Here is a 19,947-nt window from a genome sequence, read left to right on the forward strand (position 1 = left end):
GGTCAGGGCTTGAACGCCCCAATGAAGATCGCCGGATCGATGCGCGCATCGTTCAGGCTGACGTTCCAGTGCAGGTGCGGGCCCGTCGCCCGCCCGGTCGCGCCCACCTTGCCCACCACGCCGCCGCGCGGCACCTCGTCGCCGACTTTCACGTCGACGGCCGACATATGGCAGAACATGCTGATCAATCCCTGGCCATGATCCAGGAACACCGTTTTGCCATTGAAGAAGTAATCCCCCACCAGCACCACCACCCCGGCAGCCGGCGCCTTGATGGGCGTTCCGGCCGGCACGGCGAAATCCAGGCCTGAATGGGGATTGCGTTCCTGGCCGTTGAAGAAGCGGCGCAGGCCGAACGGGCTGGACAGGCGTCCGCCGTTGACGGGCCGGTCCAGGATCAGGTTGCTGGGCGTGACGCCGGCACGAAAGCCGCGGTAGGCCTCGATCTGCTCGGCCAGCTCGCGTTCGATGCGCTTGAGATCGTCCGGGTTCGGATCCACCTGGCGCCGGTTCTTGAGCGTGATGTGCTGGGCGACGTAATCCTTGGCGCCCACCGTGAAGGCCACCTGGCGCGTGCCGGCGGCGTCCTTGACCTGGACGTGCTCCTGGCCCGGCTTCACGCTGAGCGGGATGCCGACCACGGCGATCCACTGCTTGCCCTGTTCCCGCACCACCAGCACGCGCCGGTCCTGGTATGTGACCTCGGGCGCGCTGGCCGCGTCGCCAAGCGTCAGGACGGCCACCCCGCCCGGCACGCGGGCGTCGAGCTTGCGGCTGATGTAGCTGCCCTGCTGCGCCCGCGCGGGCCAGGCCAGGCACAGGCTGGCCGCCGCCAGCCCAGCGCGCAGGACGTCGCGGCGTTCGAACATGGGGCTTACAGGCACAGGTTGGCCGGTTCGATGATGGTCTGGTCGCGGCGGGCGATGCGCGTGGACAGGCGGGTCTCGGTCTTGCCCTGCCAGTGGGTCGTCGTCATGACGGCCTCGACGCCCAGGCTGCCGTGCAGGATGAGCTCGTAACCATTGCGCACCGGCTTCTGTTCGAAATTGACGCCCAGCCCCTTCCAGGCGTCCGCCACGCACTGCGTGTAGTCCTGGGCGGTGCGCGCGGTCGAGCCGTAGAAGACGGGCTCGCGGTCGCGGACGTCTTTGACGTTGGCGCAGGCGGTCAGGGCAGCCAGGACGGTAAGGGACAGGATGATACGAGCCTTCATGACGATGGAAACTCTCGGTCGGTAGGGATTGATCGGGGCGGCCAACTATACCGCACGGTCTTTTGGCGCCTTGGCCCGGCAACGTCCGGCCAAGGCGTCACGTCTGCGGCGGGCGGCGGGCGGACTTGGGGCGGAACGCCGCGATGACCTCGGGACGCGTCTCGGCGTAGGGACCGCCAATGAGGTCGATGCAGTACGGGATGGCGGCGAAGATGCCGGGCACCAGCACGGCGCCGTCATCGCCCTTCAAGCCTTCCAGCGTCTCGCGGATGGACTTGGGCTGGCCGGGAAGGTTCACGATCAGGGCGGCATGGCCGTCCGTTTCGCGGATGACGGCCACCTGCCGCGACAGGATGGCCGTGGGCACGAAGCGCAGGCTGATCTGGCGCATCTGTTCGCCAAAACCGGGCATTTCCTTGGTGCCGACGGCCAGCGTGGCCTCGGGCGTGACATCGCGCCGCGCCGGGCCGGTGCCGCCGGTCGTCAGGACGAGATCGCAGCCGCAGCCGTCGACCAGTTCGATCAGGGTCTCGGAGATGCGGGCCGGCTCGTCGGGAATCAGCCGGTCGACCGCCTGCCACGGCGAAGCCAGCGCCCCGCCCAGCCATTCGCGCAGCGCGGGCAGTCCTTGGTCCTGGTAGGCGCCGGTGGAGGCGCGGTCGGAAACGGACACCAGGCCCACGATGAGTTCGTCGGGGTGGCTGCGGGCGATGCGGGCAATGTGGGTCATGGCGTAGCGGGAAATCCGGCAATGAAGCGCCGCGGCGGCGGCAGGCAGCGCGGCCGCCGTGGCTTGCCGGACGGCCGCGCGACATCGATGCTATCGCATTCTGTAAGGCGGCATGCGGCGGGGTCGGCGGCGCCAAGTGTGGCAAAAAGGGGAAACCGCCAGCCGCCCAGGGTTTCCCGCGCTTGTTCGCGTCATGGACGCTGGATAACATCCGCTAACAATCCCGGCCCATTGTCGCGGCGCGGCGCATTTTCAGGTTTTCCATGTTCACACGCACTCTCCGGCAGCACGCGCTTGCCGCGGCGCTGGCCCTGTCCGCCGCGGCCGTGGCCGGCTGGGCGGCCCTGCACACGCTGGCCTTGAAGACCGAACCGGTGCCCGCCGCCGCGCCGGGCCTCTACATTCCCAACCTGGGCAATACGCTGGACGAGCAGACGCGCAACCTGTCGCGGCTCAGCCAGGCACTGCGCACGGGCGACCGGCTGGTAATCCTGGGCTCGTCGGAGCTCACCAGCAACGACCTGCGCTTCGTGCCCTACCGCTTCCTGGCCGATGAACTGCAGATGCCCGTCCTGGCATACGGTCATTCGGGTTTTCAGTCGCTGGGCATGCAGTTCGTGCTGGCGGCGCTGGCCGACGACCTGTCGCCGGCCTCGCGCGTGGTGGTGATGTTGTCGCCCGGCTGGTTTGATGGCGACGGCGGACTGGGACCGGACGAATTCAAGGAGCACGCCAACCCGCTGTTGCCGCGCCTGCTGCGCCAGCCAGATGGCCGGACCGAGGTCATGCGCTGGCTGAACGCCAAGGCGGACGCGGGCGTGTACTGGTCGATGGCGGCCGAGCAGGCGTATGTGTTCCGCCAACGCCTGGCGGGCCTGTGGGCGCCGGCGTACGCCGCGCCCGCCCCCGAACCGGAGCGCGAGGGCCCGGCGATGGCGGCCCGCGTCGTGGATTGGGACGCGCTGGCCGCCGAAGCCCAGGCCGCCGAACAGGCGCTGATGACGGACAACCGCTATGCCGTCCGCGACGAATTTTTCAACAAGTATTTGCGCACCATCCCCGCCGGCGGCAAGACCGCCTACCAGCCGCAAGCCCTGACCGGGCGCGACGAACTGCGCGAACTGGCCGCCCTGATGGCGCTGCTGCGCCAGCACGAGGTCAATGCGCTGTTCGTCATGCAGCCCCTGCACCCCATGGTCTTCAAGGACCTGGACCGGTTCGACCCGATCCAGCGCCAGGTCGCGGGCCTGTGCCAGACTTACGCGATGACCTGCATGGATATGTATGACGCGCCCTTCGAGGTGGGCACGCTGCGCGACGTGCAGCATCTGGGCGAGCTGGGATGGCTGCGCGTCAATCAGAAGATCGCCGAGGTATTCCGGCCATGAAACGAACACTCTGGCTCTGCCTGCTGTATCTCGGGATCCTGGCCGTGATGGTCATCCAGGCGGATACCTCCGCCAATCTGGGCAAACCCATGGAGATCGAATTCCAATATTCGAAGTTCTAAGATTTGGGGGCCGCTTCATTCAGGGACAGGTCATAAATCTGCAATAATCGGGGCATTCTCGCCGGAACCTCGCCCCCTCCCCCATGTTCGACCTCTTTCACGGCCTAGACCTTTGGGTTGGCCTCAGTCTTGTGCTGGCCCTGACATTCGTCCTGGCCTTCGAATTCATCAACGGCTTTCATGACACGGCGAACGCCGTGGCAACCGTCATCTACACCAAGGCCATGCCGCCCCACCTGGCGGTGGTCCTGTCCGGCATCTTCAACTTTCTGGGCGTGTTGCTGGGCGGCGTGGGCGTCGCCTACGCCATCGTCCATCTGCTGCCCGTCGAACTGCTGATCAATGTCGATACCGGCCGCGGGCTTGCGATGGTGTTCGCCATGCTGGCGGCGGCCATCGCCTGGAACCTGGGCACCTGGTACTTCGGCATTCCCGCCTCCAGTTCGCACACGCTGATCGGCTCGATCCTGGGCGTGGGCCTGGCCAATGCGCTCATCACCGACCTGCCGCTGGGCGAAGGGGTGAACTGGGGCAAGGCCATCGACATCGGCATGTCGCTGGTGGCCTCGCCCATCGCCGGCTTTGCCGTGGCCGGGTTGATGCTGCTGGCGCTCAAGCGCTGGCTGCCGCTGTCCAAGATGCACAAGACGCCCGAACAGCGCCGCGCCATCGACAACAAGAAGCACCCGCCATTCTGGAACCGCCTGGTGCTGGTCCTGTCGGCCATGGGCGTGAGTTTCGTGCACGGCTCGAACGACGGGCAGAAGGGCATCGGCCTCATCATGCTGGTGCTGATCGGCATCGTGCCCGCCAATTTCGTGCTGGACACCCACAGCACCACCTACCAGATCGAACGCACGCGCGACGCGGCCAACCACCTGCTGGTGTTCTACCAGCGCAACGAGGCGCTGCTGGGCGACTACCTGTCGCTGCGCCGCGTCGACATGCAGGAAGAACTGCCGGCCAATTTCCGCTGCGATCCCACGCTGACCGTGCCGACCATCATGGCGCTGCAAAAAGACCTGCACGGCGTGTCAAACTACGCCGACCTGTCCGCGCAGAAGCGCATCGACGTGCGCCGTTACCTGCTGTGCCTGGACGACACCGCCAAGAAGGTGGCCCGCCTGGAAGGGCTGCCCGCCCGCGAGGCGGCCGACCTGCAACGGCTGCGCGCGGACCTGACCGCCACCACCGAATACGCGCCCTTGTGGGTAATTGTGGCCGTGGCGCTGGCGCTCGGCGCGGGCACCATGGTCGGCTGGCGCCGCGTGGTGCTGACCGTGGGAGAAAAGATCGGCAAGCAAGGCATGACGTACGCGCAAGGCATGTCGGCGCAACTGACCGCCGTGGGCGCCATCGGGCTGGCCAACGTCTTCAGCCTGCCGGTGTCGACGACCCACGTGCTGTCCTCCGGCGTGGCGGGCACCATGATCGCCAACAAGTCCGGACTGCAGGGCAACACCGTGCGCAACATTCTGCTTGCGTGGGTGCTGACGCTGCCCGCCTCGATGCTGCTGGCCGCCGGCCTTTTCTGGATCGGCGTGCAGTTCACCGGCTGATGAAACCCGGCCGTGCAGGCAATCTGCACGGCCGCTGCAACACTCTGGGTACTGCGCAGGCCTATGCGCCCGCATCCCGCGCCGTCTACGATGGCGTCATGACTACCGCTTCCCCCACCCTGCATTACATCTTCGATCCGCTTTGCGGCTGGTGCTATGGCGCCGCGCCGCTGGTGGAGGCCGCCCGCGGCATTGAGGGCCTTCACATCGAGCTCCATGGCGGCGGCATGATGACGGGCAGCAACCGCCAGCCGGTCACCGACGCCCTGCGCCGCTATGTCATGCCGCACGACGAACGCATCGCCGGACTGACGGGCCAGCCATTCGGCAAGGACTATTTCGACGGTCTGCTACGAGACACCGGCGCCGTGTTCGATTCGGAACCGCCCACCACCGCCATCCTGGCCGCGCAAACCTTGGCCGGCCGCGGCCTGGACCTGCTGCGCCGCATCCAACGCGCGCATTACGTCCAAGGTCTGCGCATCGCCGACCCCGCCGTGCTGCGCGCGCTGGCCGCCGATATCGGCCTGGACACCGGCGCCTTCAACACCGCCTACGCCAAGGCGCAAGGCGACGAGACGGCCGCGCATATTGCCGCCAGCCGCCGATTGCTGGCGCAGGTGGGCGGCACGGGTTTTCCGACGCTGGCGCTGGAGCGTGATGGCGTTTTCACGCTGCTCGAACCCAGCCGCTATCTGGGCCGTCCCGACGCATGGCGCGATCATCTGCAAACGCGCATCCAGGGCGGCGACTGACGCTCCGCGCGCTTGCTAGGCCGCCAAAGCCAGCAATATCCCGTACCCGCCCATGCCAAGCAGCACCGCGACGCCCGTATTGCTGACCAGGCGCGCGGCAACGCCGGTGACAGCCAGCCCGCCCACGTACGGCGCGATGCGGGCGGCATCGTCCGCCGCGCCCAGCAGATCGGGCACGATGACGGCGGCCGCGATGCCCGCGAGCAGCGACGGACCCAGCGCGGACAGGGCCGAGCCCTCGCGGGACAACCGCCGCAGCAGCCGGCTGCGCTCGGACAGCATGAAGGGCAGCGCGCGCGTGAGGTACGTGATGACCGCCATCGCGATGACGGCGCCCCAGAATTCCAGGCCGTTGGTGTTCATGCGGGCCTGCCCATGCGATAGGCGGCGCAGCCGATGACCGCACCGGCCAGGATGGCAAGGCTGGTGTATCCCAGCGCCGCAATCAGCCCGGCCCCGCCCACGGCGGCCAGGATGGGCCATCCCATGCCGCGCCGCGCGCTCTGGCACACCAGCGCCATGAACAGCGCCGGCAGGGCGAAACGCATGACCTGCGACAGCATCGGATAGTGTTTTTCCAAACCATCGCCGGCGTACACGCCCACGGCCGTGCCGGCGATCCAGGTCAGCCATGCGCCCAGGCCCAGCGCGATCATCCAGCCCTGGCGGCGGCCGGGTTCGACGGCCGGCAGGCGGTTGAAGGCGGTGGCAAAGACTTCGTCGGTCAGCAGGAAGGCGACCTTCAGGCGATCGCGCAGCGCCGCGGGCAGGAAGCGCGACAGCAGCGGGCCGTAGAGCAGGTGGCGCGCATTCAGCAGCGAGCACAGCGCCACCACCCAGAGCCAGGGCGTTCCCGCCTTGATGGAGGCCAGCAACAGGAACTGGCTGGCGCCCGCGTAGACCAGCACGGAAATCAAGACGACCTGCAGCGGCGTCAGGCCGGCCGCGACGCCGGCGATGCCGAAGGTCACAGCCACCGGAAAGTAGCCGATCATGACCGGCAGACACGATTTCAGGCCATCGATGCGCGCGCTGCCGGACGGGGCGCGCGCGGCGTCGGGGGGAGTCTCCAAGGCGCTCATTGCTTCTACGTAGTGCGGCGGGCGCCCATTTTACCTATCGCCGCACACGCGCTATCGCGTGGACCGCGAGCCCCGCGCACTCAGGGCATCGCCCCCAATGCCCGCAGTTGCGACTTCAGCCGGCGCACCTCCTGGCTCAGGTCCAGGATGAGGGCCACGGCGTCCAGGCCCGCGCCAAAGTCGTGCTCCAGCCGGCGCGCGTGCAAGGCGCGCTGCAGATCCACGCTGTAGAAGCGCCATTCCGAGGGGCCGCTGCCGCTGGCGTTGACGATGCCGACCTCGACCAGCTGAGCCACCCATTCCACTTCCGCGCCGCAGGCGCGGGCCAGGTCGTCGGCGCTGAGCGGCTGCGACTCGCCCACGACGGTGGCGCTGGTGATCACTATCTTTTTCATGCTCAGACCCCCAGGTTGCGGCGCGGGTTGAAGGGCAGGTCCTGCTGCAGCTTGCGGTAGGCGGCCTTGGCGGCGTCGCTGTCGGCGGGCGGCAGCACCAGGTCAAGGACCAGGTACAGGTCGCCCGGCGGATCGCCCGGGATGCCGCGTCCGCGCAGCCGCAGCTTGCGGCCGTTGCCGGAACCGGGCGGGACGGACACTTCGACCGTGCCGCCCGGCGTGGGCGCCTTGACGCTGGCGCCCAGGGCGGCTTCCCAGGGCGCAACCGGCAGCGTCATGTAGAGATCGCGCCCTTCGGCACGGTAGCGCGGATGCGGCTTGAAGCGCACCTCCAGATACAGGTCGCCGCTGTCGCCGCCGCCGTAGCCCGGCATGCCCTGCCCCGCCAGCCGGATGTACTGGCCTTCACGCACGCCTGCTGGAATCTTGACGCTGAGCGTGCGGCTTTGCATGTGCGGGCGGCCCTGGTCGTCCATCTGCATGGAACGCAGGCTGATGTCGCGCGTGGCGCCCTTGATCGCGTCTTCCAGGTCGACCTCGATCGCGGCGTGGTGGTCCTCGCCGCGCGCGCGGAATTCCTGTTGCCGCGCGCCATGCCGGCCGCCCCGCCCGCCAAACAGCGACGAAAAGAACTCGCTGAATTGCGCCTCGTCGCCGGGCGCCGCGCCGCGGTGGAACTCGAAGCCTTCGTCCCAGCCGGGCGGAGGCTGGAAGCCGCCGCCGGGCGACACGCCTGCCGCGAGGTTGTCATAGGCCTGGCGCTTTTCGGCGTCGCGCAGCACGTCGTACGCTTCGTTCACGTCGCGCATGCGGGTTTCGGCGTCGCTTTCCTTGCTGACGTCGGGGTGATATTTGCGGGCGAGCTTGCGGTACGCCTTGCGGATGTCGTCGTCGGACGCGCCCTGTTCCACCCCGAGAATGCTGTAGTAGTCCTTGAACTCCATGTTCCAGCCCACGTAGAGGGTTGAGGCCGCGTCCGGCACAGCCGGATCCGGCCTTGAATAGCCAGAAGATAGGGGTTATGGACCGATTTTTCAATGCGATTGCGCAGTTGGCGGCCAGGCGCATAATGGTCGGTTTGCGCGGCTTACTCCCAAAGGACCGATCGTGCTGGAAATCATCGACGCCGACTTCAACGACCCTGACCACGGCCGCCAGGTGCTGGCCATGCTGAACGAATACGCCAGCGGTCCCATGGGCGGCAATACGCCCTTGCCGGCCCATGCGCAGGCCAACCTGATCCCCGAGCTCGCCCGCCGCCCGACCGTGCGCGCGCTGCTGGCGCGCGTCGACGGCCAGGCCGCCGGCGTCGCAATCTACGTGGAAGGCTTCTCCACCTTTGCCTGCCGCCCGCTGCTGAACCTGCACGACCTGGCGGTGTCGCCCCGGTTTCAGGGCCAGGGCGTGGGCAAGGCGCTGCTTGCGGCCCTTGAGGACCGCGCCCGCCAAATGGATTGCTGCAAGATCACGCTGGAAGTGCTGGAGGGCAACACCGTCGCCCAGGGCCTTTACCGCAAACTGGGCTTCGAGGGCTACGCGCTGGACGATGCGACCGGCCGCGCCATGTTCTGGCAGAAAAAGCTGGCCGCGTGAATGGCGTAGTATGTGTTTTTCGCCCCGGATTCGGGGGCGGACCGACCCTGCAGGAATCACGATGAAGATGAGCAACATCCCCTTCGGCACCACCGACTGGTCCGAAGTGGAACGCACCGAACACGCCGGCGACACCGGCATGGCTTACTGGCGGACCCGCCATTTCGGCGACCTGCGCGTGCGCATGGTGGAATACACCCCCGGTTACCTGGCCGACCACTGGTGCACCAAGGGCCACATTCTGTTCTGCCTGGAAGGCGAACTGCACACCGAACTGGAAGACGGCCGCCAGTTCGTCCTGACGCCCGGCATGAGCTATCAGGTCGCCGATCAGGCCGAACCGCACCGCTCGTCCACCGCAACCGGCGCCAAGCTCTTCATCGTCGACTGACGCGCCCGCGCGACACGCCTGTATTGCACTTGCGTTACGCTTTGCAAACCAGACGCCGCGCGCAGCCTGACCATTCGTTACCCCGCCTGACCGGAGACAAGCTTTGGGCGCCCCGATTACGCTATACGTCGATTCCCTGTTTCTCAGCCCGTACGCCATGTCGGTCTACGTGGCGCTGACCGAAAAGCAGTTGCCTTTCGAAGTGCGCCCCATCGACCTGAGCGCCGGCGAACAGCGCATGCAGCCCTTCCAGTGCCGCGCGCTCACGGCCCGGGTGCCGGCCTTGACGCATGCGGACTTCAACCTGACCGAATCCAGCGTCATCGCCGAATACCTGGACGAAGCCTTCCCCGCGCCCGGCCACGCAGCCCTGTTTCCGTCCGGCATCCACGAACGCGCACGCGCACGCCAATTGCAGGCCTGGCTGCGCAGCGACCTGGCCGCCCTGCGCCAGGAACGCCCCACCGAAACCGTGTTCTACGGCGAAACAGGCCAGCCGCTTTCCGACGCCGCCCATGCCGCCGCCGCCAAGCTGATCCAGGTGGCCAACCACCTGATCGGCGTTGACCAGACGACGCTGTTCGATGCGTGGTGCATCGCCGATACCGATCTGGCGGTCATGCTCAAGCGCCTTGCGCACGACGACCTGCCCGACACGCTGCGCGCCTACGCCGATGCGCAGTGGCAGCGGCCCGCCGTCCAGAAATGGCTGGAACACAACGCCGCCGCGCGTTGAACTGATCCCTGCCCCAGGGCGGCGCTTCGTCCTGCTGCCCGGGTTGACCTGCCGCAAACGCTCCGATGTTGCACCGCACCATCCATTGCGGTGTAATGAGGAGGTCAACGCCGCCGGTTCCACTGGGGACCGGCTTGGCGGCCATTTGCCGCCGGCAGCTATTTACAGGAGATCGCCATGGCCGGATCCGGCACCGATCACACGCTTGCCCCGTCCTTGAACCCCTGGACGGCCGCCTATGAATACGCCGTCGATGCCTGGCAGCGCGGCGTGCTTTACGCCGATGTGATGCGACAGCGCGGCAACCAGTACCACGATCACATGGCCAAGCGCGCGCCCAACGTGCTCAGCATGGAATTCGAGCTGGTGCTCGATGGCCGCGAGCTGCCCCGGCCGGTCAATTACGGCCTCTTGCGGATCAAGCCGCCCGCCGGCGTCGAAACGGACCCGATCAAACGCCCCTTCCTGGTGGTGGATCCGCGCGCCGGCCACGGGCCGGGCATTGGCGGTTTCAAGCCGGAAAGCGAGATCGGCGTGGCCGTGCGTGCCGGGCACCCCTGCTACTTCGCGACCTTCCTGCCGCAACCCATGCCCACGCAGACCGTCGAAGACGTGATGATGGCCGAGGCCCGCTTCCTGGAAGAGATCATCGCGCTGCACCCGGATGCCGAAGGCAAGCCCGTCGTCGTGGCCAATTGCCAGGCGGGCTGGCAGATCATGATGACCGCCGCGGTGCGCCCTGAGCTCTTCGGCCCCATCATCGTCGCGGGCGCGCCCTTGTCGTACTGGGCGGGCTGGCGCGGCATGAATCCCATGCGCTATGCCGGCGGCCTGTTGGGCGGCAGTTGGCTCACGGCCATGACCAGCGATCTGGGCAACGGCAAGTTCGACGGCGCCTGGCTGGTGCAGAACTTCGAGAACCTGAATCCGGCCAACACGCTGTGGTCCAAGCAGTACAACCTGTACGCCAATGTCGACACCGAGGCCAGCCGCTATCTGAGCTTCGAAAAATGGTGGGGCGGCCACGTGTTCCTGAATGGCCCCGAGATCCAGTACATCGTCGACAACCTCTTCGTGGGCAACCGCCTGGCGACCGCGGGTCTGGTGACTTCCGACGGCATCCGCATCGACCTGCGCAACATCCGCTCGCCCATCGTGGTGTTCTGCTCCAAGGGCGACAACATCACCCCGCCCCCGCAGGCGCTGGGCTGGATTCCCGACCTGTACCAGAACGAGGCCGAAGTCCTGGCCCACGGCCAGACCATCGTCTACGCCATCCACGAAAGCATCGGCCATTTGGGCATCTTCGTGTCCGGCAGCGTGGCCCGCAAGGAGCACCAGGAGTTCACCTCCAACATCGACATGATCGATGTGCTGCCGCCCGGCATCTACCAGGCCGAAATCGCCGACAAGACGCCGGACACGCCCAACGCCGACCTGGCTTACGGCAACTACGTGCTGTCGTTCGAACAGCGCAAGCTGGACGACGTGCGCGCCATCGTCGACCGCAAGGAAGAGGACGACCAGCGCTTTGCCGCGGTGGCCCGCATCTCCGACATCAACCTGGGCATGTACCGCAGCTTCGTGCAGCCCTGGCTGCGCGCCCTGGTCACGCCGCAGTCTGCCGAATGGATGCAGCGCATGCACCCGCTGCGCCTGCCCTACGAACTGATCTCCGACCGCAACCCGGTCATCGCGCCCATCGCCAAGGTAGCCGAACAGGTGCGCGAGAACCGCAAGCAGGCCTCGCCCACGAATCCGTTCCTGGTTGCGCAGGAGATGTTCTCGAACATGATCGAGACCAGCCTGAACATCTGGCAGGAACTGCGCGATTCGGCCGACGAACGGACCTTCATGAGCGTCTACGGTTCGCCTGTGGTGCAAGACCTGGCCGGCCTGGGCGCCAAGTCCGGTCCGCCGCGCAGGCATCCGGGCGTCTCGCCGGAGCATCGCCGCTTCATGGAAGAACGCGCCGCGGAATTGCGCTCGATGCTGCAGGAAGGCGGACTGCGCGTGGCGGCGATCCGGATGCTGCTGTACGTGTCGGGCGCCGAGGGCGGCCTGGACGAGCGCAGCTTCGCGCTGATCCGCAAGATGCGCGCCGAAGCCGACAACGCCCTGTCGCTGGAGGAATTCAAGGACGTCATCCGCGAGCAGGCGCTGATGATGACGCTGGATTCGACCGCTGCCATCCAGGCCATGCCGCACTTGCTTGACGGCTCGTCGGCTGCCGAGATCCGCGCCGGTCTGGACGCCATGAAGGGCGTCCTGGAAGCGGCTGAACCGCTGAGCGACGCGGCGCGCGAAAGCCTGAACGAAATGGAGCGCATCTTCGAAGCGGCCGAGCGCCGCGCACAGCGGCGCGAACAGGGCCAGAAGGCCGAGCCCTCGCGCGGCGCCGAAGACGCGAAGATGGATGATCCGGTCACCGAGCTGGTCGACAAGGCCGCGCAGGTGCCCGGCAAGACCGCCCGGCCGCATCCCGACGCCGCGCGCAAGGCCGTGAATGCGGCGTCCGCGCCCAAGGCTGCGGGCAAGACCGTCGCAAAGACAGCCGCAAAAGCCGCCTCTAAGGCCGCCCCTAAAGCCGCCAAGACGCCCGCCAAGCAGGCAACCAAGCAGGCCGCTCCCGCCACGAAAGCCGCGTCCAACGCCTCCAAGTCGCCCGGCAAGCGCGCGGCTGCCGCCCGTCAACCCGCCAAGGCCTGAGAACCATGAGCCTCCCGACGTCCACGCACTACGACAAACTCATCGCACGCGCGCAGACGCTTGAACCGGCCGCGTGCGCCATCGCCCACCCGTGCGACGAGCCCTCGTTGTCCGCGGCGCTGGAAGCGCGCGACCTGGGCCTCTTGCGGCCCATCCTGGTCGGGCCGGAAGGCAAGATCCGCGACACGGCCGCGCAGTTCAACCTGAATCTGGGCGATGCCCGCATCGTGGACGCGCCGCACAGCCATGCCGCCGCGGAAAGGGCGGTCGCGCTGGTGCGCAGCGGCGAGGCGTCGCTGCTCATGAAGGGCAGCCTGCACACCGACGAACTGATGCATGAGGTCGTGGCGCGCACGACGGGCCTGCGCAGCGGCCGGCGCATCAGCCATGTGTTCATCATGGAGGTGCCAACCTATCCCGAGCCGCTCTTCATCACCGACGCGGCCATCAACATCTTTCCGGACCTGGAAACCAAGGCCGACATCATCCGCAACGTGATCGACCTGCATCTGGGACTGGGGCTGGGCGAACCGCGCGTGGCGATCCTGTCGGCGGTGGAACAGGTCACGCCCAGCATCCCCAGCACGATCGAGGCGGCTGCGCTGTGCAAGATGGCCGACCGCGGGCAGATCACGGGCGGCGTGCTGGACGGCCCGCTGGCGCTGGACAACGCCATCAGCCCCGACGCCGCACGCATCAAGGGCATCCGTTCACCGGTGGCCGGCGTGGCCCAGGTGCTGGTGGTGCCCGACCTGGAAGCCGGCAACATGCTGGCCAAGAACCTGACGTTTCTCGCCAATGCCGAAGCCGCCGGCATCGTGCTTGGGGCGCGCGTGCCGATCATCCTGACCAGCCGCGCCGACAGCCCGCGCTCGCGTCTTGCCTCGTGCGCGGTGGCGGCAATCTACGCCCACCATCTTGCCCAGCAGCAGGCCAAACCGCTGGCCTGACGCCAGCGCCCTGCCCCCGGCCCGCCACTGCGGGCTTTCGCGCGATTTGTCCCAACATGGAAGCACACCGCCATGAGCGACACCATCCTCGTCATCAACGCCGGCAGTTCCAGCATCAAGTTCTACCTGTATGACATCGATGCCGGCCACCAGCTCGCGCCCCGTCTGGGCGGCCAGCTCGAAGGCATCGGCACCACGCATCCCCGCCTGCGGGTGCGCGACGCGGCGGGCGAGACGCTGGTCGAGCGCGACATTGCGCCCAGCCACGCGCCCGACGTGCCCAACGCGCAGGAGGTCGTGGGCACGTGGTTGAGCGGCCACCTGGGCGGCGCGCCACTGGCCGTGGGCCACCGCGTGGTGCACGGCGGGCCCGACCTGTCCGAGCCGGTGCTGATCGATGACGACATCCTGGCCAAGCTGGACACGTTCACGCCGCTTGCGCCGCTGCATCAGCCCAACAACCTGGCGCCGATCCGCGTCATCCGTGAACGCCGGCCCTGGATTCCGCAGGTGGCGTGCTTCGATACGGCATTTCACCGCAGCCATAGCGACGTGGCCGACCGCTATGCGCTGCCCGAGCGCCTGTACCTGGAAGGCGTGCGCCGCTACGGTTTTCATGGTCTGTCCTACGAGTACATCGCGCAGCGCCTGAAGCAGGCGCTGCCGGACATCGCCATGGGCAAGATCGTCGCCGCCCACTTGGGGTCCGGCGTGTCGGCCTGCGCGATCCACCAGGGCAAGAGCGTGGACAGCACCATGGGTTTCACGGCACTGGAAGGCCTGCCGATGGGCACGCGTCCGGGCCGCCTGGACCCCGGCGTGGTGCTGTGGATGATGGAACAGGGCATGAGCCACGACGAGATCGAGCACATGCTGTATCACGACTGCGGCATGAAGGGCCTGTCGGGCATCAGCAACGACATGCGCGAACTCCTGGCCAGCAATGCGCCGTCGGCCAAGCTGGCGCTGAAGTACTTCGCCTGGCGCGTGGCCGAAGGCATGATCGGCCTGGGCTGCGCGATGAACGGCATCGATGGCATCGTCTTCACTGCCGGCGTCGGCGAGAACTCCGCCGAGATCCGCCAGGCCATCAGCGAGCACTGGGGCTGGCTGGGCATCAAGCTAGACCCCGAACGCAACGCCCGCCACGGGCCGCGCATCTCCACCGACGACAGCCGCATCGGCGTCTACGTGGTGCGCACGAACGAAGAGCTCATCATTGCCCAACACACGCTTGCCCTCGTGAGGCAGCAATGAGCGCGCACCTGCCGCTGGCCGGCAAGCGCGGGCTGGTGACCGGCATCGCGAATGCCGACTCCATCGCGTGGGGCTGCGCCAAGGCGTTTCGCGCGATGGGCGCCGACCTGGCGGTGACCTACCTGAACGACAAGGCCCTGCCGCACGTGGCGCCGCTAGCGCAACAGGTGGACGCGCCCTTGCTGATGCCGCTGAACCTCTTGAACGACGGCGAGCTGGAAGCCGTCTTTGCCCGCATCACGCACGAATGGGGCGCGCTGGATTTCGTGCTGCACTCGGTGGCCTACGCGCCGCGCGAGGACCTGCACGGGCGTGTCACGGACTGCTCGCGGGCGGGCTTTCTGCAGGCGATGGACGTGTCATGCTGGTCCTTCATCCGCATGGCCAAGCTCGCCGAGCCGCTGATGCGCAATGGCGGCGCCCTCTTCTGCATGAGCTATTACGGCTCGCAGATGGTGGTCGAGCACTACAACATGATGGGACCGGTCAAGGCCGCGCTGGAATCGGCCACGCGCTACCTGGCCGCCGAACTGGGCCCGCAAGGCATCCGCGTCCACGCGATTTCGCCGGGACCACTGAAAACGCGCGCCGCGTCGGGCATTGCGGAATTCGACACCATGCTGGACCGCGCCCAGGCCAAGGCGCCCGCGCGCAGCCTGGTGTCGATTGACGACGTTGGCGAAGCGACCGCCTGGCTGGCCACCGATGCGGCGCGGCTGATGACGGGGCAGACGCTGTACATCGACGGCGGGTATCACATCATCGATTGAGGCGGGTTATGGCTTGCGAGGTGTCAGACACCCTGCGTGCGACGTCCAGGCGCGCAGGTCATTTCTCCAGGGTGTCAGACACCTGGTCAGACACCTGGTCATTCGGGGGTGTCAGACACCGAGTCATTACACCTGGCAATTCGAAGGTCAGCCCAGCGTCGCCGGCCCGCCCTGGCGCCAGCGCTCGATGGCTTCCACCGCCTGTTCAGGACTGACGAAGATCCTGTCCGGCCCGATCTTCTTGACCAGCCCCGAGCGCTGCAGCGCCTCGCGGAACTTGCCGTGGCCGCCCGCGACCAGCAGCAAGATGCCGCGTTCTTCCAGGATGCGTTTGAGTTCATACAGCGCCTCGACGGCGTCGGCATCGGCCTGGGTCATGGCTTCGGCGTCCAGCACGAACCAGCGCACGTCGCCCGCCTGTTCGATGACTTCGCGCGCGCGGCGGCGGAACGCGTCCGCATTGAAGAACCAGACCGAGGACTCGAACAGCCAGATCACGGCGCCCGGCACGGGCTGGGCCTGCGGATTCAGGTGCATCTTGCCCAGCACCGTTTCGCCCGGCAAGCGGCCCAGCAGCGCATCGCGGGGATTGCCGGACACGTACATGGCATAGAGCAGCGTCGCGCCCACGGAAACCGCAACGCCCTGCAGCACGCCGAATCCCACCACGCCCACGGCCGCCAGGACCCCGAACGCGAGTTCGATCCGGGAGATCCGCGCCAGCCGCTTGAAGGCATGCCAGTCGAACAGGCTGGCCGCGGCGAGCAGCAGGATGGCCGACAGCGCGAACTGCGGCAGCCAATAGAGCGGCTCGCTCAACAGGCCCACCACGACGGCCAGCGCGGCCGCCGCGCTGATGCTGACGAGCGGCGACGACCCGCCTGCCACCAGCCCGACCGCCGTGCGCGAATCGGCGCCCGTCACGACGTAGCCCTGGAACAGGCCCGCGGCCACATTGGCCGCGCCAAACCCCACCAGTTCGCGGTTCGGGTCGACGTGGTCGCCCGTGCGCGCAGCAAAGCTGCGCGCGGTCACGATGCCACTGGAAAAACTGACGACCAGCACCCCCGCCGCGCCCAGCAGGATGCCGTCCACGCCTTCCAGGCTGACGGGCAGATTGAAGGCCGGCAGCCCGGCCGGCACGTCGCCCACCACCGCAATGCCCATCGCCGGGAAATTAAACAGCCAGGAAAGCAGGCAGGTCGCGACCACCAGCAAAATGGGGCCGGGCCACGAAGGCCGCCAGCGTTTGATCGCCACCAGGAAGATGCACGAGGCCAGCCCCAGAAACAGCGTCGGCAGCCGGATTTCGGACAGCCGGTGAGACAGTTCCATGAACGGGTGGATCAGGCCGCTGTTGCGCAGGCCCACGCCCGTCAGGCCGCTCAGTTGCGACGTCGCCAGCGTGATCGCCACGCCGGCCATGTACCCGATCAGCACCGGCCGCGACAGCAGGTTCGCAAGCACGCCCAGCCGCAGGACCCGGGCGATGAGGCAACCCACGCCAACGGTGAGCGCGATGCTGGTGGCGGCCTGCAGCCGCGCCTCGGGTGTGGTCAGCGCCATGCCGGTCAAGGTGGCGGCAATGAGGGTGCAGGTAGCGGTGTCGGGACCGACGATGAGCGTGCGCGACGAGCCGAAGAACGCGTAGGCAAGCATGCCCGCAATGGCGGCCCACAGCCCGGCAACGGGCGGCACCCCCATCATGGCGGAATAGGCCAGCCCCACCGGCAGCGCCACCGCAGCCACGCTAAAGCCCGCCGTGATGTCGCGCCGGGCCGAGTCGCGGGTGATGCCCTGGAAGTTGGCCAGGCCAGGAATGACGCGAAGGTTCATGGTGCAGCAGGACGACCTGAAAAAAAGGACTCCCACACGACGCGGGACGACCACCAAGCCTAAACCAACTCGCTCAAGGGCGGTGCAAGGTAAATCAATCCGGGTGTCTGACACCTGCCGGCCGTCAGACACCCGTCACACCGCGGGATCAGCCCGCGGCGCGGTCTTGCAGCACTGCCACGGCGGGCAGGGTCTTGCCTTCCAGGAATTCCAGGAAGGCGCCGCCGCCGGTGGAGATGTAGCCGACCTGCTCGCCGATCTTGTACTTGGCGATGGCGGCCAGGGTGTCGCCGCCGCCGGCGATCGAGAAGCCTTCCGAGTCGGCGATGGCGCGGGCGACCACTTCCGTGCCATTGGCGAACTGGTCGAATTCGAACACGCCCACCGGGCCGTTCCAGACGATGGTGCCGGCCTTCTTGAGGATCTCGGCCAGTTGCGCCGCGGTCTGCGGACCGATGTCCAGGATCATGTCGTCGTCGGCCACGTCGGTGGCCGCCTTCACGGTGGCCTCGGCGTCTGCGCCGAACGACTTGGCGCACACCACGTCAACGGGAATCGGCACGGCCGCGCCGCGCTTTTTCATGATGTCGATGACGGCGCGGGCCTGCTCGACCTGGTCGGGCTCGGCCAGCGACTTGCCGATGGACAGGCCGGCAGCCAGCATGAACGTGTTGGCGATGCCGCCGCCCACGACCAGCTGGTCGACCTTGTCGGCCAGCGATTGCAGGATCGACAGCTTGGTCGACACCTTGGAGCCGCCCACGATCGCGACCAGCGGACGCTTCGGTTCGTGCAGCGCGCGGCCCAGGGCATCCAGTTCGGCTTCCAGCAGGGGGCCGGCGCAGGCCATGGGGGCAAAGCGCGCGATGCCGTGCGTGGTGGCTTCAGCGCGATGCGCCGTGCCGAAGGCGTCGTTGACATACACGTCGCACAGCGCCGCCATCTTCTTGGCAAGCGCCTCGTCGTCCTTCTTTTCGCCGACGTTCACGCGGCAGTTTTCCAGCAGCACGACCTGGCCGTGATCGACCTTCACGCCATCGACCCAGTCGCGCACCAGCGGCACGGGCATGCCCAGCAGTTCGGACAGGCGCTGGCCGACCTTGGCAAGCGAATCGGCGTCGGTCAAGACGCCTTCTTTGGGGCGGCCCAGGTGGGACGTGACCATCACGGCGGCGCCGGCGTCCAGCGCCAGGCGGATGCCGGGCACCGAGGCGCGGATGCGGGTGTCTTCGCTGATGCGGCCGGCGTCATCGAACGGGACGTTCAGGTCGGCGCGGATGAACACACGCTTGCCGGACAGGGCGCCGGCCTTGGCCAGCGCGGACAGGGTTTGGACCTTGGACATAGTTGGATTCCTTCGGTAGGCGAACAAAGGGGACGAACCCATTTTCCGCAATGGCGGAAAACAAATCCGTCCCCTTATGGACTGGCGGCGTGCTTACTTGGCCGACATCAGCGCGACGGTGGTGTCGAGCATGCGGTTCGAGAAGCCCCACTCGTTGTCGTACCAGGACGAGACCTTGACCAGACGGCCCGAGACCTTGGTCAGCGACGCGTCAACGGTGCTGGAGGCCGGGTTGTGGTTGTAGTCGACCGAGACCAGGGGTTCGGTGTTGTAGTCCAGGATGCCCTTGAGCTCGCCTTCCGAGGCGGCCTTCAGGATGCCGTTCACTTCTTCGGCGGTCGTGTCGCGGCTGGCCACGAACGACAGGTCGACCAGCGACACGTTGATGGTCGGGACGCGGATGGCGTAGCCGTCCAGCTTGCCGTTCAGTTCCGGCAGGACCAGGCCCACGGCGGCGGCGGCGCCGGTCTTGGTGGGGATCATGCTCATCGTGGCCGAACGGGCGCGGCGCAGGTCTTCGTGGTAGACGTCGGTCAGGACCTGGTCGTTCGTGTAGGCGTGAACGGTGGTCATCAGGCCGTTTTCCAGACCCAGCTTGTCGTTCAGCGGCTTGACCAGGGGGGCCAGGCAGTTGGTGGTGCACGACGCGTTGGAGATGACGGTGTCGGTCGACTTCAGCACGCCGTGGTTGACGCCGTAGACGATGGTGGCATCAACATCCTTGCCGCCGGGGGCCGAGATGATGACTTTCTTGGCGCCGCCCTTGATGTGCGCGCCGGCCTTTTCCTTGGTGGTGAAAAAGCCCGTGCATTCCAGCACGACGTCGACCTTCAGGTCGCCCCACGGCAGTTCGGCCGGGTTGCGGTTGGCCAGCACGCGGATCTTGTCGCCGTTGACGACCATGAATTCGCCGTCGACTTCGACGGTGCCCGGGAACTTGCCGTGGGCGGTGTCGTAGCGCGTCAGGTGCGCGTTCGTCTTGGGATCGCCCAGGTCGTTGATGGCGACGATTTCGATATCGTGCTTCTTGCCACCTTCGTAGTGGGCACGCAGGATGTTGCGGCCGATGCGACCGTAACCGTTGATGGCGACGCGAATGGTCATGACTAAGCTCCT

Annotated in this window: 21 protein-coding genes; 11 read left to right on the plus strand and 10 right to left on the minus strand. The window is 67.2% G+C overall.

Translation table 11 applies throughout. The features are described from left to right. Positions 1-2: 2 nt before the first annotated feature. The 3 genes from V6V88_RS20895 to mog form a co-directional block, all read right to left on the minus strand. Complete coding sequence (locus tag V6V88_RS20895; protein WP_062838780.1) at positions 3-869, minus strand: peptidoglycan DD-metalloendopeptidase family protein; 867 nt, start codon at positions 867-869, stop codon at positions 3-5. Between the two features lie 5 nt (positions 870-874). Continuing rightward, positions 875-1,213, minus strand: a complete 339-nt coding sequence (locus V6V88_RS20900) for a hypothetical protein (RefSeq protein ID WP_056326686.1) — start codon at positions 1,211-1,213, stop codon at positions 875-877. A gap of 97 nt (positions 1,214-1,310) precedes the next feature. Further along, on the minus strand, positions 1,311-1,943 hold the full coding sequence (mog, locus tag V6V88_RS20905; RefSeq protein WP_062838778.1) for a molybdopterin adenylyltransferase: 633 nt from the start codon (positions 1,941-1,943) through the stop codon (positions 1,311-1,313). 263 nt (positions 1,944-2,206) lie between these two features. Between mog and V6V88_RS20910 the strand changes: the two genes are divergently transcribed. The 4 genes from V6V88_RS20910 to V6V88_RS20925 all read left to right on the plus strand — a co-directional run bounded on the left by V6V88_RS20910 (position 2,207) and on the right by V6V88_RS20925 (position 5,767). After that, positions 2,207-3,331, plus strand: coding sequence for a D-alanyl-lipoteichoic acid biosynthesis protein DltD (locus V6V88_RS20910; protein WP_338616167.1), 1,125 nt, complete (start codon positions 2,207-2,209; stop codon positions 3,329-3,331). Further along, entirely contained in the window at positions 3,328-3,453 is a 126-nt protein-coding gene (locus V6V88_RS20915; RefSeq protein ID WP_255357224.1) for a hypothetical protein, read from the plus strand. The genes V6V88_RS20910 and V6V88_RS20915 overlap by 4 nt, the downstream gene beginning before the upstream one ends. Before the next feature lie 83 nt (positions 3,454-3,536). Further along, positions 3,537-5,012, plus strand: coding sequence for an inorganic phosphate transporter (locus V6V88_RS20920; RefSeq protein WP_062838776.1), 1,476 nt, complete (start codon positions 3,537-3,539; stop codon positions 5,010-5,012). Between the two features lie 98 nt (positions 5,013-5,110). Then, on the plus strand, positions 5,111-5,767 hold the full coding sequence (locus tag V6V88_RS20925) for a DsbA family protein (protein ID WP_338616168.1): 657 nt from the start codon (positions 5,111-5,113) through the stop codon (positions 5,765-5,767). 15 nt (positions 5,768-5,782) lie between these two features. On the opposite strand, the gene V6V88_RS20930 is transcribed toward V6V88_RS20925, so the two are convergent. From V6V88_RS20930 to V6V88_RS20945, 4 genes are all read right to left on the minus strand, one after another. Beyond that, entirely contained in the window at positions 5,783-6,130 is a 348-nt protein-coding gene (locus V6V88_RS20930; protein ID WP_128828126.1) for an AzlD domain-containing protein, read from the minus strand. Further along, a complete protein-coding gene (locus tag V6V88_RS20935; RefSeq protein WP_338616169.1) occupies positions 6,127-6,849 on the minus strand; it encodes an AzlC family ABC transporter permease in 723 nt (240 codons plus the stop codon). The genes V6V88_RS20930 and V6V88_RS20935 overlap by 4 nt, the downstream gene beginning before the upstream one ends. An 80-nt stretch (positions 6,850-6,929) precedes the next feature. Next, positions 6,930-7,244: a chaperone modulator CbpM gene (locus V6V88_RS20940; RefSeq protein WP_128828125.1), complete on the minus strand. Its 315-nt coding sequence runs from the start codon at positions 7,242-7,244 to the stop codon at positions 6,930-6,932. A 2-nt stretch (positions 7,245-7,246) separates the two neighbouring features. Beyond that, positions 7,247-8,188, minus strand: coding sequence for a DnaJ C-terminal domain-containing protein (locus V6V88_RS20945; RefSeq protein WP_338619665.1), 942 nt, complete (start codon positions 8,186-8,188; stop codon positions 7,247-7,249). Positions 8,189-8,351: 163 nt separating this feature from the next. Between V6V88_RS20945 and V6V88_RS20950 the strand changes: the two genes are divergently transcribed. The 7 genes from V6V88_RS20950 to fabI all read left to right on the plus strand — a co-directional run bounded on the left by V6V88_RS20950 (position 8,352) and on the right by fabI (position 15,650). Continuing rightward, positions 8,352-8,837 carry a GNAT family N-acetyltransferase gene (locus tag V6V88_RS20950; RefSeq protein WP_056326671.1) on the plus strand — a complete coding sequence of 162 codons (486 nt, stop codon included), beginning with the start codon at positions 8,352-8,354 and terminating at the stop codon, positions 8,835-8,837. 61 nt (positions 8,838-8,898) lie between these two features. Further along, on the plus strand, positions 8,899-9,228 hold the full coding sequence (locus V6V88_RS20955; protein WP_056326667.1) for a DHCW motif cupin fold protein: 330 nt from the start codon (positions 8,899-8,901) through the stop codon (positions 9,226-9,228). A 103-nt stretch (positions 9,229-9,331) separates the two neighbouring features. Beyond that, positions 9,332-9,964, plus strand: coding sequence for a glutathione transferase (yfcF, locus tag V6V88_RS20960; protein ID WP_062838772.1), 633 nt, complete (start codon positions 9,332-9,334; stop codon positions 9,962-9,964). Positions 9,965-10,141: 177 nt separating this feature from the next. Further along, on the plus strand, positions 10,142-12,673 hold the full coding sequence (locus V6V88_RS20965; RefSeq protein WP_338616172.1) for a DUF3141 domain-containing protein: 2,532 nt from the start codon (positions 10,142-10,144) through the stop codon (positions 12,671-12,673). A 5-nt stretch (positions 12,674-12,678) separates the two neighbouring features. Continuing rightward, on the plus strand, positions 12,679-13,623 hold the full coding sequence (locus V6V88_RS20970; RefSeq protein ID WP_338616174.1) for a phosphate acetyltransferase: 945 nt from the start codon (positions 12,679-12,681) through the stop codon (positions 13,621-13,623). Between the two features lie 72 nt (positions 13,624-13,695). After that, a complete protein-coding gene (locus V6V88_RS20975; RefSeq protein ID WP_338616176.1) occupies positions 13,696-14,880 on the plus strand; it encodes an acetate kinase in 1,185 nt (394 codons plus the stop codon). Then, positions 14,877-15,650, plus strand: coding sequence for an enoyl-ACP reductase FabI (gene fabI, locus V6V88_RS20980; RefSeq protein ID WP_338616178.1), 774 nt, complete (start codon positions 14,877-14,879; stop codon positions 15,648-15,650). Before V6V88_RS20975 ends, fabI begins: the two co-directional genes overlap by 4 nt. Before the next feature lie 147 nt (positions 15,651-15,797). Here the strand turns inward: fabI and V6V88_RS20985 are convergent, their stop codons facing one another. The 3 genes from V6V88_RS20985 to gap form a co-directional block, all read right to left on the minus strand. Next, positions 15,798-17,486, minus strand: coding sequence for a SulP family inorganic anion transporter (locus V6V88_RS20985; protein WP_338616180.1), 1,689 nt, complete (start codon positions 17,484-17,486; stop codon positions 15,798-15,800). A 148-nt stretch (positions 17,487-17,634) separates the two neighbouring features. Then, positions 17,635-18,831, minus strand: coding sequence for a phosphoglycerate kinase (locus V6V88_RS20990; protein WP_280001901.1), 1,197 nt, complete (start codon positions 18,829-18,831; stop codon positions 17,635-17,637). 93 nt (positions 18,832-18,924) lie between these two features. Continuing rightward, the gene (gene gap / locus V6V88_RS20995) at positions 18,925-19,935 is read right to left on the minus strand and encodes a type I glyceraldehyde-3-phosphate dehydrogenase (RefSeq protein WP_056326654.1); all 1,011 of its coding nucleotides are present in this window, start codon (positions 19,933-19,935) and stop codon (positions 18,925-18,927) included. Positions 19,936-19,947: the final 12 nt, after the last annotated feature.

Origin of the sequence: Achromobacter sp. E1 (genome assembly GCF_037039475.1) — a bacterium.
GTDB lineage: Bacteria > Pseudomonadota > Gammaproteobacteria > Burkholderiales > Burkholderiaceae_B > Achromobacter > Achromobacter mucicolens.